General features: G+C 67.9%; 15 protein-coding genes and 3 pseudogenes. 10 read left to right on the top strand and 8 right to left on the bottom strand.

The genetic code is table 11. The features are described 5' to 3' along the window. Positions 1 to 6 precede the first annotated feature (6 nt). From LRS03_RS00325 to murJ, 5 genes and pseudogenes are all read right to left on the bottom strand, one after another. A pseudogene (locus LRS03_RS00325) lies at positions 7 to 676 on the bottom strand (histidinol-phosphatase). After that, positions 673 to 1,350, bottom strand: a complete 678-nt coding sequence (hda, locus tag LRS03_RS00320; protein WP_257823331.1) for a DnaA regulatory inactivator Hda — start codon at positions 1,348 to 1,350, stop codon at positions 673 to 675. The pseudogene LRS03_RS00325 and the gene hda overlap by 4 nt, the downstream one beginning before the upstream one ends. Positions 1,351 to 1,352: 2 nt before the next feature. After that, positions 1,353 to 2,414, bottom strand: coding sequence for an AI-2E family transporter (locus tag LRS03_RS00315; RefSeq protein ID WP_257823330.1), 1,062 nt, complete (start codon positions 2,412 to 2,414; stop codon positions 1,353 to 1,355). 93 nt (positions 2,415 to 2,507) lie between these two features. Further along, on the bottom strand, positions 2,508 to 3,377 hold the full coding sequence (locus LRS03_RS00310) for a SirB1 family protein (protein ID WP_257823329.1): 870 nt from the start codon (positions 3,375 to 3,377) through the stop codon (positions 2,508 to 2,510). Positions 3,378 to 3,386: 9 nt separating this feature from the next. Continuing rightward, a complete protein-coding gene (gene murJ, locus LRS03_RS00305; protein ID WP_257823328.1) occupies positions 3,387 to 4,943 on the bottom strand; it encodes a murein biosynthesis integral membrane protein MurJ in 1,557 nt (518 codons plus the stop codon). 98 nt (positions 4,944 to 5,041) lie between these two features. Here murJ and rpsT point away from each other — a divergent pair, with 98 nt between their 5' ends. Continuing rightward, positions 5,042 to 5,341: a 30S ribosomal protein S20 gene (gene rpsT, locus LRS03_RS00300; protein WP_201813457.1), complete on the top strand. Its 300-nt coding sequence runs from the start codon at positions 5,042 to 5,044 to the stop codon at positions 5,339 to 5,341. 93 nt (positions 5,342 to 5,434) lie between these two features. Here rpsT and LRS03_RS00295 read toward each other — a convergent pair whose 3' ends face one another. After that, positions 5,435 to 5,767, bottom strand: coding sequence for a DUF3579 domain-containing protein (locus tag LRS03_RS00295; protein ID WP_257823327.1), 333 nt, complete (start codon positions 5,765 to 5,767; stop codon positions 5,435 to 5,437). A gap of 287 nt (positions 5,768 to 6,054) precedes the next feature. On the opposite strand from LRS03_RS00295, the pseudogene LRS03_RS00290 reads away from it, so the two are divergent. From LRS03_RS00290 to LRS03_RS00250, 9 genes and pseudogenes are all read left to right on the top strand, one after another. Continuing rightward, positions 6,055 to 6,944: pseudogene (locus tag LRS03_RS00290) on the top strand (polysaccharide deacetylase family protein). Beyond that, a complete protein-coding gene (locus tag LRS03_RS00285) occupies positions 6,941 to 7,735 on the top strand; it encodes a GntR family transcriptional regulator (protein ID WP_374684967.1) in 795 nt (264 codons plus the stop codon). The pseudogene LRS03_RS00290 and the gene LRS03_RS00285 overlap by 4 nt, the downstream one beginning before the upstream one ends. Before the next feature lie 9 nt (positions 7,736 to 7,744). Continuing rightward, a complete protein-coding gene (locus tag LRS03_RS00280) occupies positions 7,745 to 8,380 on the top strand; it encodes a flavin reductase family protein (protein ID WP_257823325.1) in 636 nt (211 codons plus the stop codon). A 155-nt stretch (positions 8,381 to 8,535) separates the two neighbouring features. Next, positions 8,536 to 9,751: pseudogene (locus LRS03_RS00275) on the top strand (aspartate aminotransferase family protein). After that, positions 9,748 to 10,680: an ornithine carbamoyltransferase gene (gene argF / locus LRS03_RS00270; protein WP_257823324.1), complete on the top strand. Its 933-nt coding sequence runs from the start codon at positions 9,748 to 9,750 to the stop codon at positions 10,678 to 10,680. The pseudogene LRS03_RS00275 and the gene argF overlap by 4 nt, the downstream one beginning before the upstream one ends. A 17-nt stretch (positions 10,681 to 10,697) precedes the next feature. Then, complete coding sequence (locus tag LRS03_RS00265) at positions 10,698 to 11,441, top strand: metallophosphoesterase family protein (RefSeq protein ID WP_257823323.1); 744 nt, start codon at positions 10,698 to 10,700, stop codon at positions 11,439 to 11,441. Next, a complete protein-coding gene (locus LRS03_RS00260) occupies positions 11,431 to 12,924 on the top strand; it encodes a bifunctional serine/threonine-protein kinase/universal stress protein (protein ID WP_257823322.1) in 1,494 nt (497 codons plus the stop codon). The genes LRS03_RS00265 and LRS03_RS00260 overlap by 11 nt, the downstream gene beginning before the upstream one ends. Before the next feature lie 23 nt (positions 12,925 to 12,947). After that, positions 12,948 to 13,775, top strand: coding sequence for a helix-turn-helix domain-containing protein (locus LRS03_RS00255; protein ID WP_257823321.1), 828 nt, complete (start codon positions 12,948 to 12,950; stop codon positions 13,773 to 13,775). A 65-nt stretch (positions 13,776 to 13,840) separates the two neighbouring features. Further along, entirely contained in the window at positions 13,841 to 14,296 is a 456-nt protein-coding gene (locus tag LRS03_RS00250; RefSeq protein ID WP_257823320.1) for a VOC family protein, read from the top strand. A gap of 16 nt (positions 14,297 to 14,312) precedes the next feature. Here the strand turns inward: LRS03_RS00250 and LRS03_RS00245 are convergent, their stop codons facing one another. After that, positions 14,313 to 14,819 carry a hypothetical protein gene (locus LRS03_RS00245; RefSeq protein ID WP_257823319.1) on the bottom strand — a complete coding sequence of 169 codons (507 nt, stop codon included), beginning with the start codon at positions 14,817 to 14,819 and terminating at the stop codon, positions 14,313 to 14,315. A gap of 101 nt (positions 14,820 to 14,920) precedes the next feature. After that, positions 14,921 to 16,492, bottom strand: a complete 1,572-nt coding sequence (locus LRS03_RS00240; protein ID WP_257823318.1) for a Do family serine endopeptidase — start codon at positions 16,490 to 16,492, stop codon at positions 14,921 to 14,923. Between the last annotated feature and the right edge of the window lie 123 nt (positions 16,493 to 16,615).

Genomic DNA, 16,615 nt, shown 5'->3' with positions numbered 1-16,615 from the left:
AGTCCGTCAGTCGAACAGCCGAAGAATGCGCCAGCCCCGCTCGCGGGCAATGGCTTCGAGCGGTGCGGAAGGGTTGGTGGCCACGGGGTCGGTCGCCATCTCGAGCAGCGGCAGGTCGTTGGCCGAATCGCTGTAGACGCTGATGCGCTCGAAGTCCTGCAGCTTGTGGCCGAGACCCGCGAGCCACTCGTGCGTGCGCACCGTCTTGCCTTCGCGGAACGAGGGCACCCCCGCGATCCGGCCGGTGATGTTACCCCCGGGGTCTTTTTCGGACTTCGACGGCCAGCAGGTGGGCCACGCCGAAGGCTCTGGCGATGGGCGCCGTCACGAACTCGTTGGTGGCGGTCACGATGGCGACCAGGTCGCCTTGCCGCTGGTGGTGCCGCACCAGGTCGTGCGCTGCCGGGCGCAGCTGCGGCGCGATCACCTCCTGCATGAAGCGGTCTTGCGCGGCCTTGCGCTCCACGGCCGGGCGCTCGCGCCACGGCGCAGTGGCGAAAGCGATGTAGGCGTGGATGTCGAGCGTGCCGGCCTTGTAGTGCGAGAAGAAGACCTCGTTCTGCCGGTCGAAGGATTCGGCGTCGACCCACCCCTGGCGGATCATGAAGCGGCCCCAGGCGTGGTCGGAGTCGAGCGGAATCAGCGTGTCGTCGAGGTCGAACAGACACAGGTTCATGCGGCGGCGTCCTTCTCTTCGGCCAGCATCTGCTTGAGCAGCGGCACGGTGATCGCGCGCTTGTGCACGAGGGCGAATTCGTCGAGCCGGTCGAGCACCGTCATCAGGTGCTTGAGGTCGCGCGCAAAGCGCGTCAAGAGGTAGCTCATCACGTCATCGGAAAGAAAGAGGCCGCGCCGGTCGGCCTCCCGGCGCATCGCGGCGCGCGCTTCCGATTCGGCCAGCGGCGCGAGCGCGAAGACGTGGCCCCAGCCCAGGCGCGTGCGCAGGTCGTCGCGCAGGGGCAGGTCGACCGGCGGCACACGGCCGGCAGCGGCCACCGGAATGCCGTGGGTCGTCGCTTCGACGAACAAGGCAAATGCCGCATGCTGCTGGGGCTCGTCGAAGCGGTCGCAATCGTCGAACACGATCAGCGCATGGGTCTCGTCGAAATCCCACGGCACGGCCGAGGCGGCGTTGAACCAGCCCACCCGCCCGCCCACACGTTGCACGTGATGGGCCAGCGCCTGCAGCAGATGCGTCTTGCCCACACCGGCCGGCCCCCACAGGTAGACCGGCGCCGTCTGTTGCAGCAGGCCTCGCAGGTGCTCGACCGCGGCTGCGTTCGGGCCGGCCACGTAGCTGTCGAACGACCGCACGGGCTCGTCGGCAATGGCCAAGGGAATCTGTCTCACGCTCAACCCAGATACAGCTTGCTGCCCGTGTACCAGGCCAAGACCCGCTTGCCCGCCACCACCAGCACGGCGCACACCGGCAGCGCGAGCAACACGCCCACAAAGCCGGCGAGGTGCCCGAAGGCGAGCAGCGCAAAGATCACCGTCAGCGGGTTGATGCCAATGCGCTCGCCCACCAGGCGCGGCGTCAGAAAGAAGCTTTCGATCACCTGGCCGAGCCCGTACACCACCGCCACGGCGATCACGCCGTACCAGCTTGCGAACTGCAGCACGCCGGCAATCAAGGCCAGCAGCATGCCCAGCCCGTAGCCGAGATAGGGAATGAAGACCGCAAGCCCGGTGAACACCCCGACCGGCACCGCGAGGTCGAAACCGAATAGCGCCAAGCCGACGCTGTAGAACGCCGCCAGGATCACCATCACCAGCAGTTGCCCGCGCAGGTACTGGCCAAGCATCTCGTCGCTCTCGCGCATGAAACTGCGCACGCCGTCGCGCAGGCGGGGCGGCACCAGTCGGTCGATGCGTGCGATGAGCTGGGGCCAGTCCATCAGCAGGTAGAAGAGCACCGCCGGAACCAGCACCGCGTTGCCGATCAGCGCAAGCAGGAAGCTACCGCCAATGCGGGCCGAACTCAGGACGGCAGCCAGGCCGTCTTCCACGTTGGCATCGAGGTACTTGACCAGGAAGGCCTTGATGCTCGCCACGTCGAGCGCGACCTCGATGCCGTATTTCGCAAGCCAGGGGGTGACGGTCGTGTTGAGCTTGTCGGCCAGGAGCGGCAACTGCTCGCGCAGAAGAGGCAGCTCCTTCGAGACGATGGGCACGATCAGGAGCAGAACCGACAGGATGACGATGAAGGCCGCCACCTCCACCAGCGTGACCGCCAGCACGCGCGGCACCCGGCGCTTCACGAGCTTTCCGACCGCGGGCTCGAGGATGTAGGCGAGGATGCCGGCAAAGAGGAAGGGCGTGAGCACCGGCGCCAGCAGCCAGACCAGCAACGCGCCGATGAAGGCGATCAGGAGCCAGGAGAGGGTTTGCCGCTGAGCAGGGGTGAGTTGCATCGATGCCCGTGGGGGTGGTGCCAAGCCGCGAGGCCTCGCGGAAGCGCCAGATTCTAGGGCCACGCCCGGGCGGGCTGGCCGTTCATACAGCCGTCAGTGAAGCGGCCCCTGGCCCGGCTGGCGCAAGGCCATCAGCCGCTGGCCGATGGCCTCGCGGTCGGGTGCATCCGCACAGTGGGCCAGGTAGGCGCCGAGGTCGACCGCCGCCGCCTCCGCCGCGCCCAGCTCGGCTTGCGCGAGGCCGCGGTCGCGGCGCTCGTCCCAGGCCTGCGGCAGCAGCACCACCAGCCGGTTCAGCACCGCCACCAGGCGCTGCCAGTCCGCCGTGGAGCGGTAGATCTCTTTCAGGTTGCGCAGCATCCGGGCAAGCACGTCGCGCGGCGGCGCGGCCTGCAGGAAGACGCTGAGCGGCACATCCAGGTCGCCGGTGAGGCCCTGGCGGCGGCGGTAGGGCAGCAGCAGTTCGTCGAGCCGTTCGCGCGAAAGCGACTGGCCGGTGAAGGGATCGATCACGACCTCACCCTCGCTGAGCTTGAGCTTGACGAGAAAGTGCCCCGGGAAGGACACGCCACGCGCCGTGAGCCCGACCTGGGCCGCGAACTCGATGTAGAGCAGCGCCAGCGTGATCGGGATGCCGCGGCGGGTTTCCAGCACGGTGGCGAGCATGCTGTTGGCGGGGTCGTAATAGTCGTTGACGTTGCCGGCAAAGCCCAGTTCCTTGAAGAAGAACTGGTTCAGCAGGCGCAGCCGCTGGCGCGGGCCGGCATCGGCCGGCACGCGCGCCTTGAGCCGCGCGGCGTGCGTGTCGATCTGGTGCAGCACCGCCTGGGTGTCGAGCGTCGGGTTGTCGTCCTGCCCGACGGAGATCGCCGCTTCCAGCAGCGAGAAATTCGCGTCATCGGCCACCAGCAGGGCAAAGTACTCCAGCGGCGTCTGAGGCTGGAACTGCGGAAAGGTCGGCATGGCGCGAGATTATCCGCGCCGCATGAACTGCTTGAACTTGAGCCCGGTGGCCAGCAGCGTGCCGAAGTACAGCAGCACGGCGCCGGTCATGCAGGCGGCAAGCCACCCCACACGCTGCCATTCGTGCCGGCCGAGCGCCACCCAGTCGAACTGGGCGGCGGCATACCAGAGAGCGCCACTCATGACCGCGGTGGCCAGCATCACGCGCGCCGCAAACGCCGCCCAGCCCGGGCTCGGCACGTAGCTGCCGCGGCGGCGCAGACCGAAGAAGAGCAAAAGCGCGTTGACCGTCGCGCCCAGGCTGATCGAGAGTGCGAGCGCCGCATGGCCCAGGTGGGGCACGAGGATCGCGTTGAGGACCTGCGTCAGCACCAACACGCCCACGGCAATCTTGACCGGCGTGCGCACATTGAGGCTCGCATAGAACCCCGGCGCCAGCACCTTGACCGCCACGATCCCGATCAGGCCCACGCCATAGCCGCGCAACGCGAGCACGGTCATCTGCACATCGTCCGCGGTGAACTGCCCGCGGTGGAAGAGCACGGCGATCAGCGGCGTGCCAAACACCAACAGGGCGGCCGCACAAGGCAGGGTCAGCAACAGCACCAGGCGCAGACCCCAGTCGAGCATGGCGGAATAGCTCGCGGCATCGCCCTTGCCGTGCGCCTGCGACAACTGCGGGATCAGCACCACCCCGAGCGCCACACCCAGGAGCCCGGTCGGGAACTCCATCAGCCGGTCGGCGTAGAAGAGCCACGACACCGCCCCCACCGACACGTGCGAAGCGATCTGCGTGTTGATGATCATCGACAGCTGCGCGACCGAGACCCCCAGCACCGCCGGCAGCATCAGCTGCAGCGTGCGGTGCACGCCGGGGTGGTGCCACGCCGCGGCAATGCGCGCTGGCGTGAGGCCGATGCGCGGCAGGCAGCCGATGCGCATCAGCGCCGGCACCTGGATGCCGAGCTGCAGCACACCCCCCACCATCACGCCGACCGCCAGCGCGTAGGCCGGCTCGATGCCCCAGCGGCGGAATTGCGGCACCAGCAGCCAGGCTGCGAGGATCATGGCCACGTTGAGCAGCACCGGCGTGGCCGCCGGCACCGCGAAGCGCTTCCAGGTGTTGAGCACCCCCGCCGCCAGCGCCACCAGCGACATGAAGCCGATGTAGGGAAACATGATGCGGGTCATGACGACCGCGCCGTCGAACTCCTGCAGCGCCGAGGCCATCAGCCACACCACGATCGGCGAGGCCAAGATGCCGAGGGCGACTGTGACGAGGAGCGTCCAGAAGAGCATGGTTGCCACGGCGTCGATCAGGCGGCGGGTGGCGTCGTCGCCCTCGCGGCCGCGGGTCTCGCCCAGCAGCGGCACGAAGGCCTGCGAAAAGGCCCCTTCGGCGAAGAGGCGCCGCAGCAGGTTGGGGATGCGGAAGGCGACGTTGAACGCATCGGCCCAGGCGCTGGCACCGAAGGCGGCGGCGATCAGGGTGTCGCGGGCCAGGCCGGTGATGCGCGAGGCCAGGGTCAGCAGGGAGACGGTGGACGCGGCGCGCAGCAGGTTCATGGGCGGCGGGGATTATGGCCCACCCCTGGCATCGGTTTGCGGTAGCTCACATGGCGCTGCTATACTCGCGGACTTCGCTAAAACCGGGTACAAGCTCAATGGCCACCTCCTCCAAAGCCAAAAAGACCGTCCGCATTGCCTCTGGCCGCAAGCGTGCGCGTCAAGACGTGAAGCTCAACGCCGCCAACACCGCGCTGCGTTCGAAGTTCCGCACCGTCATCAAGAACGTCCAGAAGGCTGTTGCCGCTGGCGACAAGGCGAAAGCCACCGAGATCTTCAAGGCCGCCCAGAGCGTGATCGATTCCGTGGCCGACAAGGGCCTCTTCCACAAGAACAAGGCCGCCCGCCACAAGAGCCGCCTGTCGGCCAAGGTCAAGGCCCTCGCCACCGCTGCCTGAACCAGATTTCCCGGTTCGCGAAGACAAAACCCGCCTCTCGGCGGGTTTTTCATTTTCAGGCCCGTCTCTCGGGCGCGTCTTCGTGGGGGGCCGTCAGCCGGCTTTCTTGGGAGGCTCCGGCAGCAGGCAGGCCTCGGCCACCTGCAACTCGTTGTCGCGCGCGAAGTTCATGACGAAATCCCAGGCCATGGGCTCGATCTCGCGCAGGGCCTCGTTGACGATCACGCACTTCACGCCGTTGATGACGCGCGGCACGCAATAGGGCGAGTAGCCGATGAACGCCCCCGGGCCACCCGCGGCGGTGCCACCGGGGCGGAAGCACGACATCGCCCCCGCCAGACGCTCGGCCCAATCGCTTGGGCGGAAGGTCCTGCCGTCCTTGGTCAGGCCCTGGATGAAAACTTCTCGGGGTTTGGCGGTGGTCATGCGGCTGCACGTGGCCGCGTTGTGGGTTGTGCCCGGATGCAGCCTGCGAAGAAGCCGCTATTGTGCCTGCGTGTGCTGCGACGCAGCACGCCAGCCCCACCCTGAGATGCGCACTCTGCAGCGCAGGATCGTCGCGCATCGCCCGTGCCGTGCCCTGCGCGACCACGTGGCTCGCATCTTGCGGACATTCGACTGGCGCTGTTGTCGACAATTCAACGGGTGAATTGCGGCACCAACCTGACCCGCACCCACGCCACCCAACGGTGCGCTCGCACCAACCTCCACCGATGACCCGCTTCGGCCCGCTGCACCACCACGACCGTTTCGACTACAGCGCGATCACCCGCCGGCCCGACCACGACTGGCCGGGCGGCAAGCGCCTGGCCGTGTACCTCGGGCTCAACCTGGAGCACTTCTCGTTCGGCGAAGGCCTGGGCGCGCGCCTCGCCCCGGCCTCGCCCGAGCCCGACGTGCTGAACTTCGCCTGGCGCGAATACGGCAACCGTGTGGGCGCGTGGCGTTGCCTGGGCTCTTCGACGAGTTGCGCCTGCCGGCCGGCGTGCTGCTCAACACCTCGCTCTACGACCATTGCCCCGAACTCGTCCAGGCGTTCGTGCAGCGTGGCGACGAACTCATCGGCCACGGCCACACCAATGCCGAGCGCCAGGGCGAGATGCCCGAGCACGACGAGCGCGCGCTGCTCGCGCACTGCCGCGAGCGCATCGAGCGCGAGAGCGGCAAGGCGCCACGCGGCTGGCTCTCGCCGTGGATCTCGGAGAGCCGCGTCACACCCGACCTGCTGGCCGAGACAGGCTACCGCTACACGCTCAACTGGTGCCACGACGACCAGCCGGTGCGCCTGCGCACGCGCGACGGCGGCACGCTCTGGTCCCTACCCTACCCGCAGGAGCTGAACGACATCCCGATGATTGTGGCCCGCCAGATGGACGCGAAGGACTTCGCGCAGATGATCGTCGACAACTTCGACGAGATGCTTGCGCAGTCGCGCCGCCAGCCCTTGGTGATGGGCATTGCGCTGCACCCCTACATCGTCGGCCAGCCCTACCGACTGCGGCACCTGCGGCGCGCGCTGCAGCACCTGTGCGAGCATCGCGACGAGATCTGGTTCACCACGCCCGGCGCGATCTGCGATGCGGTGGATGCGCTTGGCGATTGAGGCACACGACATGGCCACCACCACCCGCAAGACCTCGTCGAAGTACTCCTCGAAGCCCCCCCGCCCGCAAGGGCCGCCCCGCCGCGCCGCCGGTCGCCATCCCGGTGCCGGCGCCCACCGCCGCTTCCGACGTCGAGCAACGCATCTACCAGGCCGTGTTCGAAGGTGTGATGGCCCACCGCCTGATGCCCGGCACCAAGCTGCCCGAAGCGGCGCTGTGCGAGCTTTTCGGCGTGAGCCGCTCGCTGGTGCGCAAGGTGCTGCAGACGCTGGCGCACGACCACATCGTGGAGCTGCGGCCCAACCGCGGCGCGATCGTGGCCGCCCCCTCGCCGGAAGAAACCCGCCAGATCTTCGATGCCCGCCGCGCGCTCGAAGCCGCGCTGATGGAACTGGCCGTGCGCCACGCCACCAAGGCCGACCTCACCGCACTTCGCCGCCAGCTCGACGAGGAGCACGAAGCGATGCACCGCTTCGACCAACCCGCCTGGGCGCGACTGGCGAGCAGCTTCCACCTGCGGGTGGCCGCTCTCGCACGCAACCCCATCCTCGAACGCTACCTCGCCGAGCTGATCTCGCGCTGCTCGCTGATCGTCGCCCTCTACGAGGCACCGGGCAACGCCACCTGCGAGCACGAAGAGCACGCGCAGATCGTCGACTTCATCGAGCAAGGCGACACCAAGCGTGCCGTCGCCGCGATGGACGACCACCTGCGCACGCTCGAACGCCACATCAGCCTCGACCGCAATCCTCCCGTCAAGACACTGGCCCACATGCTCGGGCTCGGCTGAATCCACCGCATGGACATCGACTTCGCCACCCTCACCGAGTACCAGCGCTACAAGCTGATGGCCAGCCTGATCGTGCCGCGGCCGATCGCGCTCGTGACCACCTTGAGCGAGTCCGGCGTCGTCAACGCGGCCCCCTTCAGCATGTTCAACATGCTCGGCGAAGAGCCGCCCATCGTGATGATCAGCATCAACCGCCTGAAAGACGGCGCGCTGAAAGACACCGCCGCCAACATCGTGCGCACCGGAGAGTTCGTCGTGCACATCTGCGACGAGGCCATGGCCGAGAAGATGCACCGCTGCGGCGAGCGCCTGCCGCCCGACGTGAGCGAACTGGCCCACGTCGGCCTGCACGCGGCGCCGAGCAAGGCGGTCGTGCCGTCGCGCATCGTCGAAGCACCGGTCGCCTTTGAATGCACGCTGTGGGAGACGCTGTCGACCGAGAGCCGCCAGATCTTCATCGGCCAGGTGCGCTGGCTGCACGCGCGCGACGGGCTGATCGACACCGAGCGCTGGCGCGTGCGGCTGCAGGACTACTTTCCGGTGGCGCGCTTTGGCGCCAGCTTCTATATCAACACCCGCGAGCGCTTCTCGCTCGAAGGCAGCTCGGAAGCCCCGTCGTCATCGACCGCGATCGACGAGATGTGAGCCGGCCGGTCGTTCGAAATCGCCGAACGACCCCTTTGCAAATCTCAAAGACAGCGCCCGCCTCACGGTGGGCGCAGGGTCAAACACCCCCTTTAGAATCAAACGCCCCAGGCCCGCATCTCCTGCGGGCCTTGTCTCTCCTGGAGCCTCGTCCCATGAACGCCCCCGACAAGCTGTCTGCCTCCCCCATGCCGCACGTGATGCCAACCTATGGCCGCCTGCCGATGGCGCTGGCCTACGGCCGAGGCTGCTGGCTGTGGGACACGAACGGCAAGAAGTACCTCGACGGGCTGTCGGGCATCGCCGTCAACACGCTTGGCCATGCGCACCCCAAGCTCGTGCCCGCGCTCCAAGACCAGGTCGGCAAGCTGATGCACAGCTCCAACTACTACCAGGTGCCGCTTCAGGAACAGCTCGCCGCCAAGCTGGTCGAGATCTCGGGCCTGACCAACGTCTTCTTCTGCAACTCGGGCCTCGAAGCCAACGAAGGTGCGATCAAGGTCGCCCGCAAGTTCGGCCATGACAAGGGCATCGAGAAGCCCGAGATCATCGTCTACGAGAAGGCCTTCCATGGCCGCTCGATCGCCACCCTCTCGGCCACCGGCAACCCCAAGGTGCAGGCCGGCTTCGGCCCGCTGGTCGAAGGTTTCGTGCGTGTGCCGCTCAACGACGTCGCCGCCATCGAGAAGGTCGCCGCCAGCAACCCCAATGTCGTCGCCATCTTTCTCGAAGTTATTCAGGGCGAAGGTGGCATCAACCCGACACATGCGGAGTACCTGCGCCAGGCCCGCCGCATCTGCGACGAGAAGGGCTGGCTGCTGATGCTCGACGAAGTGCAGTGCGGCATGGGCCGCACCGGCAAGTGGTTCGCCCACCAGTGGGCCGGCATCAAGCCCGACGTGATGCCGCTGGCCAAGGGCCTGGGCTCTGGCGTGCCCATCGGCGCCTTCGTCTGCGGCCCGCGTGCGGCCAACGTGTTCGGCCCCGGCAACCACGGCACCACCTTCGGCGGCAACCCACTCGCCATGCGCGCCGGCGTCGAGACGCTGCGCATCATGGAAGAAGACAAGCTGCTGGAGAACGCCGCCAAGATGGGCGCACTGCTCACCGAGGGTCTCAAGCGCGAACTGGGCGCTGAGAAGGGCGTGGTCGACATCCGCGGCCAGGGCCTGATGATCGGCGTCGAGACTCGACCGCCCCTGCGGCGAGCTGCTCGGCCAGGCGGCCGAAGCGGGCCTCATGATCAGCGTCACCGCCGACAAGGTGGTGCGCCTGCTGCCCGCGCTCATCATCAACGAGGACGAAGTGCAGCAGCTCCTCGCCATCCTCTGCCCGCTCATCAAGAGCTTCCTCGCCAAGTCCACGCCATGAAACCCGGCATGAGCTTTATCAAGCACTACCTGCAGTTCAAGGACCTCCGCGCCGAGGAATACGCCTACCTGTTCGATCGCACGACGATCATCAAGAAGCGCTTCAAGAACTACGAGAAGTACACGCCGCTGACCGACCGCACGCTGGCCATGATCTTCGAGAAGGCCAGCACCCGCACCCGCGTGAGCTTCGAGGCCGGCATGTACCAGATGGGCGGCTCGGTGGTGCACCTCACCACCGGCGACAGCCAGCTCGGCCGCGCCGAGCCGGTGGAAGACTCGGCCAAGGTCATCAGCCGCATGGTCGACCTGGTGATGATCCGCACCTACGAGCAGGCCAAGATCGAGCGCTTCGCGGCCAGCTCGCGCGTGCCGGTGATCAACGGCCTCACCAACGAGTACCACCCGTGCCAGATCCTGGCCGACGTCTACACCTTCATCGAGCACCGCGGGTCGATCCAGGGCAAGACGGTCGCCTGGGTGGGCGACGGCAACAACATGGCCAACACCTGGCTGCAGGCGGCCGACATCCTCGGCTTCACGCTGCACGTGAGCACGCCCAGCGGCTACGAGATCGACCCGAAGGTGGCCGGCGTGTCCAACACGCAGTGCCTCAAGACCTTCAAGAACCCGCTCGACGCCTGCCGCGGCGCCCACCTCGTGACCACCGACGTCTGGACGAGCATGGGCTACGAGGCCGAGAACGAAGCCCGACAGAAGGCCTTCGCCGACTGGTGCGTCGACCGCGAGATGATGGCTGTGGCCCAGCCCGATGCCGTCTTCATGCACTGCCTGCCGGCGCACCGCGGCGAGGAGGTCGAGGCCGAGGTGATTGACGGCCCGCAAAGCGTGGTCTGGGACGAGGCAGAGAATCGGATGCATGTCCAGAAGGCCTTGATGGAATTCCTGCTCATCGGGCGCATTGGCTAGGCCTTGACCGCACCCTCATGAAGATCGCCCTCATCACCGACCTCCACGCCAACCGAGAGGCGGTGTTGGAGGTGCTGAAACACGCCGAGGCCCAGCAGGCGAGCAAGTACGTCTTCCTCGGCGACTTCGTCGGCTACGGCGCCGACCCGGCCTGGGTGGTCGACCGGATCCGCGAGCACGTGGCCCAGGGCGCCATCGCGATCCGCGGCAACCACGACGCCGCCACCGTGGCCGGCCCGCAGCCCACGATGATCGAAGACGCCCGCTTCACCGTCGCCTGGACGCGCGAGCAGCTCGATGCCGAGCAGATCGACTTCCTCGCCACCCTGCCGCTGACCGCCATCGACGACGGCCGCCTCTACGTACACGCCAATGCCTACGCGCCGGGCGAGTGGGGCTACATCCACGCGCGCGTCGACGCGGTGCGCAGCATGCACGCCACGGCCTGCCGCATCACCTTTTGCGGCCATGTGCACGAGCCTCGGCTTTACCACCTGGCGTCCACCGGCAAGATCGGCGAATTCCAGCCGGTGCCCGGCGTCCCCATTCCCCTTTCACAGCAGCGCCAGTGGCTGGCCATCCCCGGCTCGGCCGGCCAGCCGCGCGACAACAACCCCGCCGCCTGCTACGCCGTCTACGACAGCGACAGCGCCGAGCTGACGTATTTCCGCGTGCCCTACGACTACGACACCGCCGCGGCGAAGGTGCGGGCCGCCGGCCTGCCGCAGCGTCTTGCGAAGCGTCTCGAAGATGGCGGCTGAACTCGGCGCCCCACCCAGCGGCTTCGGCGCGACGGCGCTGCCGGCCACCCATCCGCTGCGCCCGCTGCAGGCCGGCGAGCTGATCGACCACTTCAAGCTCGAACGCCACCTGCACCAGGGCGGCATGGCCCACCTGTGGAAAGTGGTCGACGTCAACAGCGACGACCCGATGGACCTCATCATGAAGGTGCCGCGCATCCTTGGCGGCGAAGACCCGGCGAGCATCGTCGGCTTCGAGGTCGAGCAGATGATCCTGCCCAAGCTCAGCGGCCCGCACGTGCCGCGCTTCGTGGCCAAGGGTGACTTCACCTCGCAGCCCTACATCGTGATGGAGCGCATCCCCGGCGATTCGCTGCGCCCGCTGCTCGACGAGGCGCCGCTGCCCATCCCGAAGATCGTCGACATCGGCATCAAGGTGGCCACCGCCCTGCACGACCTGCACCGCCAGCACCTGGTGCACCTCGATGTGAAGCCGAGCAACATCATGTTCCGCATCACCGGCGAGGCGGTGCTCATCGACTTCGGGCTGTCGCGCCACGACCAGTTGCCCGACCTGCTCGACGAGGAGTTCGAGCTGCCGATGGGCACCGGCCCCTACATCTCGCCCGAGCAGGTGCAGTTCGTGCGCAACGATCCGCGCAGCGACCTCTTTGCGCTCGGCGTGATCCTCTACCACCTCACAACCGGCGAGCGGCCGTTCGGTGCACCCGACTCGGTGCGCGGCCTGCGCGAGCGGCTCTACCAGGACCCCGTGCCGCCGATCACCCTTCGCAAGGACTGCCCGCCCTGGCTGCAGGAAATCATCCTGCAGGCGCTGGAGCCCAAGCCCGAGCAGCGCCAGCAGACCGGCGCCCAGCTGGCCTTCCAGTTGCAGAATCCCGACCAGGTGCCGCTCACCGATCGTGCGAAGCGTCGCGAACGCAGCGGCACGATGAAGCGCATGTCGCGCTGGTTTACCGCGCTCGGCGCCGAGCCCAACGCGCGCGCCACCGCCACCAACCAGCTCGCGCGCAGCCCCATCGTGCTGGCCGCGGTCGATGTCGGCAGCGCCGAGCCGGAGCTGCTGGAGACGCTGCGCCTGACCGCCCTGCGCCTCCTGCAGACCGAGCCCAATGCCCGCCTCGCCTGCCTGGCCGTGATGAAGACCGCCCGCATCGGCATGGACGAGCTGCTCGAAGCCGACGGCAGCAGCAAGCACGTCAACCTGCTCGTGCAGCTCAAGCACTGGGCGCGCCCGATCGCACAGGCGATGAAGCTGCCCGCCGAAGTGCAGGCCAGCCGCGTCACCTTCCATGTGCTCGAGGCCCCTGATCCGGCCAGCGCCATCGTCGACTACGCCCGCAAGAACCAGGTCGACCACATCGTGATGGGCGCCCGCAGCAGCGGTGGCCTGCGGCGTTACCTGGGCAGCGTGTCGACCGAGGTCACCGCGCAGGCCGAGTGCAGCGTGACGGTGGTGCGCGCACCGGCGCGCAGCAAGTAGGGTCCTCGGCAGATAGACAGGCCATGATGCTGACGCGCCGCCCCATCGCCCCGCTGGTGCCGCACGTCGAGATGCTCTGGGCGAGCGAGCGTGGCGCCCAGCCCCACCCACGCGAATACAACCTGCCCACCGGGCGCGTCGACATCGTCATTCCGCTGCTTGACGGCCAGCGCATCCACCGCTTCGCCGGCAGCCACGACTCGGCGGGCGAACACTTCGAAGGGGGCGTGGTGCACGGCGCACACGACCGTGCCTGCCAGCGCGACACGTCCGACGCATCGTGCGTGGTCGGCGTGCATTTCAAGCCGGGCGGTGCCGCGGCCTTCTTCGGCGGCGCGCTGCCGGCCCTGCGCAACCAGACGGTGCCGCTCGATGTGCTGTGGGGCCCAAACGCCCGCGCGCTGCAAACCGAGCTGCAGGACACGCCCGGCTTGCATGCCCGGCTGCTGCGGCTCGAGGCCTACCTGATGGCTCGGCTTTCTGGGCCCCGCCCCGACGACCCTCTCGTCGCCCGGGCCGTCGACACGATGCTGCAAGACCCCGCCGGCGTGCAGGTCGAGCGCCTGCGGCATGCCAGCGGCCTCGGCCCCACGCGATTCATTGCCCGCTTCGAGCAGCAGGTGGGCCTCACGCCCAAACGCTACGCCCGGGTGCTGCGCTTCCATGCCCTGCTCTCGCGAATCGCCCTTGCCGCGCCGCACGACTGGGCACTCACGGCCCTCGATGCCGGCTACGCCGACCAACCGCACCTGATCCATGAGTTCAAGCGGATCACCGGCATGACCCCGACCGCCTATGCGCCCTTGCGGCCCGACCAGCCCACCCACATGGCCGTACCGCGCGCGCGGTGAAAAAACTTCCAAGACAGGCAGCGGCTACCGCGCCTAGCATGGGCCATCACCCTCAGGAGACGCCCATGAAGAACAGCATCCACGAGCTGTATGCCTACCTTTGCGTGCCCAAAGCGCAAGAGGCCATCGATTTCTACACGAAGACCTTCGGCGCGCAGGAGCTGTACCGGCTCACGGAGCCTTCCGGGCGGGTGGGTCATGCCGAGCTGCAAATGGGCCCGAATGCGATCCTCATGGTGTCAGAGGAGTACCCCGAATACGGGATCACGGCACCGCCGCCGCAGGGCCTGTCGGGCATGGTGATCCACCTGCACGTCGACGACTGCGACGCGATGGGCGAGCAGGCCGTCGCATGCGGCGCCCTGATGGTCAGCCCACCCACCAACCAGTTCTATGGCGAGCGATCGTGCAAGCTGCGCGACCCTTTCGGCCACACCTGGCTCATCGGACACTCGATCGAGAAGGTGGAGCCCGACGAGATGCAGCGGCGCTACACCGCGCTCATGACCGACGAAGGCTGAGCTGCACCGCGACCGATTAGTCGGTCGTCCCGTCCGGGAACACGATGATGGTGCGAGCTGTGCGCGAGCTGCTCACCGATACGCGCGACTCCTTCACCTTGCCGTTGAGCGTGGTTTCGACCTTGTATTGCCCAGGCGGCACCTTGGCCCACAGGTAGGGGCCTTCGGTCTTGGTCTCCAGCACCACGTCGCCGGTCTTCGCGTTGATCACGCGCACATCGGCCTCGGCGGTGAAGGCGTTGCGGTTGCCGTCGCGCTCGTACACCTCGATGTTGAGCGGGAACTGGCTGCGTGCCGCGTGGAATGCGGGCAGCTGCTCGTAAGGTATGCCGCCGGACACGTAGCTCACATCGCCCGAGGTCTGCACTTCCGGCAGCGGCACTGCCTCACCCGGCAGCACCGAGCGGGCTGAAGATCCCGGGGGCGGCGAGGCGCCGTTGTCTTGCGCGCGGACCGGGTTGGCGGCCAGGACAAGCGCCGCGATGGCGGCGGGAATCAGCAGGTGCGGGATCGAATTCTTCATGGCGTCCTCTCAAGGGTGGTTAAGAAGGTACGCCTTTGTCGCTCAATTCCGCCCCGCTGTTTCACCGCCGGCGCAGGTCGCGGCCAAGTCCTACGGCCGCATCAGCCGAGGTTCACCGGCACGAAGATCCGTTCTCCGTCACGCTCGACCAGCAGCGCCACGCTCTTGGGCTTGGTGGCCATCACGCTCTTGATCTGGTCGACCGAGACCACCGGCTTGCCGTTGATGGCAATCAGCACATCGCCGCGCTCGATGCCGGCCCGCGCGGCCGCTCCCGTCACGTTCTCGATCAGCAGCGCACCATCGCTCTCGAGCTGGCGGCGCTCGTCGCGCGAGAGCGGGCGCAGGGCCAGGCCCAGCTGGCCGGCGCTTTCGCCCGGAGCGTCAGCCGCCGCCTGCTGGCGCGCCTCTTCGGCGCTGCCGAGCGTGGCTTCGATGTCAATCGCGCTGCGGTCGCGCCAGACCTTGAGCTTGACCTTCTCGCCGGGGCTCGCCATGCCGATCAGGCTGCTGAGCGATCCTGAGCGCACCACCGGTTCGCCATTCACTTCGGTGATCACGTCACCTGGCTTCAGGCCGGCCTTGGCGGCGGCGCTGTTGCGCGCCACCGCGGCCACGAGCGCACCGTCGGGCCGCTTCATGCCGAAGGATTCGGCCAGCGACTGGTTCACGTCCTGCACGCTCACACCCAGCCGGCCGTGCTGCGCCTTGCCCGTCGCGACGATCTGGTCTTTCACCTTCAGCGCCACGTCGATCGGGATCGCGAACGACAGCCCCTGGTAGCCGCCCGACTGCGAGTAGATCTGCGCGTTGATGCCCACCACCGAGCCGCTGCCGTCGAAGAGCGGGCCGCCCGAGTTGCCGGGGTTCACCGCCGCATCGGTCTGGATGAAGGGCACCACCGAGTCGCCGGGCAGCGAGCGGCCCTTGGCGCTCACGATGCCTTGCGTGGCGGTCTGCTCGAAGCCGAAGGGCGAGCCGATCGCCATCACCGGGTCGCCCACCTCCAGCTGCTTGGGGTTGCCCAGGCGCACGGTCGGCAGGTCTTTCGCGTTGATGCGCAGCACGGCCACGTCGGTGGTCGGGTCGCTGCCCAGCACCTTGGCGGTGAATTCGCGGCGGTCGCTGAGCTTCACCGTCACGTCCTTCGCGTCGCGCACCACGTGCGCGTTGGTGAGGATCAGACCGTCGGCGCTGATGATGAAGCCCGAGCCCTGGCCGCGGAAGGGCTGCTCGGGCACACCGCCGCGCCCGCGCGGCTGCATGCCGGGCAGGCCGCGGAAGAACTTGAAGAAGGGATCGTTCTCGAAGCCCGGCGGCAGGCCGCCGCCTTGCAGCTGCTGCTCTTCGGCCGAGGCCTTGTGCGTGCCCGACACCGTGACACCCACCACCGCAGGCCCGGCCTGCGCAAAGATCGCGCGGTAGTTGGGCACCACACCCTGCGCCGGGATCGGCGCCACCGGCGCCATCGCGCCCGCGGCCACCGTGGCCGGGCTCACGGCGGCGCCCGGGGCCGTGGTCGACGGCATGGCGGCGGCCACCACAGCCGGTGCGGAAGAAGTGCTGGCGTCGGGCTTGTCCTGGAACCACGGCTTGAGGCTGAACGCGCCCGCCGTGCCCATCGCCAGCACGCCAGCAGCCACGAGAGTGGCGTTCAGAGGATTGAGTTTCATCGCGAGCCTTTCGTCTTGGAGGAATGAACCACGCGGGGCCCTCCCCGCATGTCGCAAACCATAGAAAGGCTGGATGAAGACTGGCTTAGGCCGGGGTTAGGCGAACGTTAAGACGCAGCGATA

Origin of the sequence: Rhizobacter sp. J219 (assembly GCF_024700055.1) — a bacterium.
GTDB lineage: Bacteria > Pseudomonadota > Gammaproteobacteria > Burkholderiales > Burkholderiaceae_C > Rhizobacter.
This window is presented reverse-complemented; position numbering and strand designations above follow the sequence as displayed.

What these genes read in the sequence shown, in the direction of transcription:
- LRS03_RS00315 (WP_257823330.1), bottom strand. Translation starts at nt 2,414, where the DNA reads ATGCAACTCACCCCTGCTCAGCGGCAAACCCTCTCCTGGCTCCTGATC.
- LRS03_RS00310 (WP_257823329.1), bottom strand. Translation starts at nt 3,377, where the DNA reads ATGCCGACCTTTCCGCAGTTCCAGCCTCAGACGCCGCTGGAGTACTTT.
- murJ (WP_257823328.1), bottom strand. Translation starts at nt 4,943, where the DNA reads ATGAACCTGCTGCGCGCCGCGTCCACCGTCTCCCTGCTGACCCTGGCC.
- rpsT (WP_201813457.1), top strand. Translation starts at nt 5,042, where the DNA reads ATGGCCACCTCCTCCAAAGCCAAAAAGACCGTCCGCATTGCCTCTGGC.
- LRS03_RS00295 (WP_257823327.1), bottom strand. Translation starts at nt 5,767, where the DNA reads ATGACCACCGCCAAACCCCGAGAAGTTTTCATCCAGGGCCTGACCAAG.
- LRS03_RS00280 (WP_257823325.1), top strand. Translation starts at nt 7,745, where the DNA reads ATGGACATCGACTTCGCCACCCTCACCGAGTACCAGCGCTACAAGCTG.
- argF (WP_257823324.1), top strand. Translation starts at nt 9,748, where the DNA reads ATGAAACCCGGCATGAGCTTTATCAAGCACTACCTGCAGTTCAAGGAC.
- LRS03_RS00265 (WP_257823323.1), top strand. Translation starts at nt 10,698, where the DNA reads ATGAAGATCGCCCTCATCACCGACCTCCACGCCAACCGAGAGGCGGTG.
- LRS03_RS00260 (WP_257823322.1), top strand. Translation starts at nt 11,431, where the DNA reads ATGGCGGCTGAACTCGGCGCCCCACCCAGCGGCTTCGGCGCGACGGCG.
- LRS03_RS00255 (WP_257823321.1), top strand. Translation starts at nt 12,948, where the DNA reads ATGATGCTGACGCGCCGCCCCATCGCCCCGCTGGTGCCGCACGTCGAG.
- LRS03_RS00250 (WP_257823320.1), top strand. Translation starts at nt 13,841, where the DNA reads ATGAAGAACAGCATCCACGAGCTGTATGCCTACCTTTGCGTGCCCAAA.
- LRS03_RS00245 (WP_257823319.1), bottom strand. Translation starts at nt 14,819, where the DNA reads ATGAAGAATTCGATCCCGCACCTGCTGATTCCCGCCGCCATCGCGGCG.
- LRS03_RS00240 (WP_257823318.1), bottom strand. Translation starts at nt 16,492, where the DNA reads ATGAAACTCAATCCTCTGAACGCCACTCTCGTGGCTGCTGGCGTGCTG.